This is a genomic window from Hymenobacter sp. AT01-02 (assembly GCF_000961955.2).
Taxonomy (GTDB): Bacteria; Bacteroidota; Bacteroidia; order Cytophagales; family Hymenobacteraceae; genus Hymenobacter; species Hymenobacter mucosus.
The window spans coordinates 1-1,203 of sequence record NZ_JZIR02000115.1; the positions used below are offsets into that span (position 1 = coordinate 1).

Consider the following 1,203-nt stretch of genomic DNA (forward strand, 5'->3'; position numbering starts at 1 on the left):
CCCAGCAGGCACTACCTCCGCCAGCGTATTCTCCAACTGCTCAAAACCATAGCTGAATACTGCTGATGATGCTTTGGCTAAGGAGCCGGCCCGGAGCCAGATGTGTAAGAAGCTGACTGGTTCTTCTTCAAACAGGTTGGCCAGCTCGATGGTGGCACCGGCGGGCAGGGCTCGTACCTCCACTTCTTCTACTTGCACCACGGCGGCCTGCCCCTCCGAGGAGGTGTACTTTATTTCACCGGTTAGGGGCAATAGCACAACGTAGGCGTCCTCCCATACCGGCAGGCTACTGCGCTGCCCTCCGGCTAGGGTTTCCTCGTTGAAGGCCAGCAAGCGGCCCGTAGCGGGACGCTGCTCGTCGGCGTAATCGGCAAAGGAAAACACGCTGCACCGGCTGTACTGAGGAGTAGTAATGAAGCCGTGCTGGTCGGCCAAGTAGATTCTTCCGGGCGTTTGCTTAATCATCTTACTCAGGCTTTTGCAGGGAATAAATGCTGAGGTAGGGCTGCAACTGCATAAGGTGAGTCAGAACTTCCCCTACTGCTTCTGTCTTAGCCGACACGAACAAGAAATTATCGATGGTTTCGTGCCACACCAGCGGGTCGGCGTAGAAGTTGATGGCTACCTGGTGGCGGGACTTATCGAGCAGGTCGGAGTTGATTATTTCGAACTGAAACTTACTGAATGTGAGAAAGTGCTTACCCAGGTTGTTGACAATATCGGGCACTACCCCGTTGAGCTGCTGAAGGTAGCCCCGGGCCGCCGCGCTCACCAAAAAATGCAGTTGCTCGGCGCCGGGTGCATGTTGCAGCAACTCCCCGAAGGAGCGAAAGCGTCGCTCCTGGTTGTACAGCTGGGCCTGCATCCGGAACTCCTGGTACGTATCGTCGAATACCAGCTTTTCCCAGGGGCGGGTGGCCGAGATATCAATTATTTTGCGGTAGCACAGCGTGATGATACGGTCGGGCATAGCAGAATAAACAAGAAGCTGTTACATGTCGCAGGCAGCAGCTTGCCGTGTAAAAAATGGCTGTGGCAGGAAAGCCTTACGCTGCTACCCCAATGTTCATTACCAACTCGAAGCCAGCCGTGGTACTCCCCGTAACGGTAGCTATTTCGGCCCCGGCGGTATCGTCGCTAAACACGTTGTCGCTCTTGTTGTAGGTGTAGCCACTTAGGCCCTTAGAGTATCCGTTTACGGCG

Annotated in this window: 2 protein-coding genes; both read right to left on the reverse strand. The window is 55.2% G+C overall.

Annotation, left to right across the window (positions count from 1 at the left end; genetic code table 11):
• The coding region (locus tag VI25_RS20525; RefSeq protein WP_152981731.1) for a hypothetical protein at positions 1 to 465 on the reverse strand (465 nt) is incomplete at its 3' end.
• A gap of 1 nt (position 466) precedes the next feature.
• A complete protein-coding gene (locus VI25_RS20530) occupies positions 467 to 970 on the reverse strand; it encodes a hypothetical protein (RefSeq protein ID WP_045687249.1) in 504 nt (167 codons plus the stop codon).
• Positions 971 to 1,203: the final 233 nt, after the last annotated feature.